The 634-nt window shown below is 50.0% G+C and carries 1 protein-coding gene; it reads left to right on the plus strand.

Annotated elements, in window-relative coordinates; translation table 11 throughout:
• Window positions 1–81: 81 nt before the first annotated feature.
• Window positions 82–634: AAA family ATPase (locus tag G7Y39_RS13460; RefSeq protein ID WP_165157934.1), on the plus strand; the 553-nt coding region annotated here is incomplete at its 3' end.

Below are 634 nucleotides of genomic sequence, written 5' to 3' on the forward strand. Positions count from 1 at the left end.
CGGCATCAATTTCAGTACGGAGAAGCGTACGATCGAGGAATGGAAGATTGAAGATGGGTGTATTAAAATTCAATGAGGATCATGAAAGACAGTCGATTATATCCGATAGGAATCCAGACTTTCTCGAAATTGCGGGAGGGTAATTATGTATATATCGATAAGACCGATTTGATCTATCGGTTAGTATGCGGTGCATCGAACTATATCTTCTTGAGTCGTCCCCGCCGTTTCGGCAAGTCGTTGCTGACCTCCACACTCCGTAGCTACTTCGAGGGTCGTAAGGAGCTGTTCGAGGGGCTGGCCATCGAGCAACTGGAGAAGGAGTGGACGCGCCATCCGGTGCTTCATTTCGACATGAGTCTTGGTAAGCACCTGGACAAAGAGGGGCTGGAGCATTATTTGGGTCGTCGTCTGTCCGAGTGGGAAGCCATTTATGGGCGTGATGAGAATGCGCTTATGGTGAACGACCGCTTGGAGAGTCTTATCAAGCGTGCTTACGAGCAGACGGGTCAAAAGGTAGTGGTCTTGATCGATGAGTACGACGCTCCGCTCTTGGACGTGGTACATGAGGAGAGAGAGTTGCCGAAGCTTCGTAACGTGATGCGTAACTTTTACAGCCCGTTGAAGGCGTGCG

The sequence above is a fragment of the Parabacteroides sp. ZJ-118 genome, assembly GCF_011038785.1.
GTDB lineage: Bacteria > Bacteroidota > Bacteroidia > Bacteroidales > Tannerellaceae > Parabacteroides.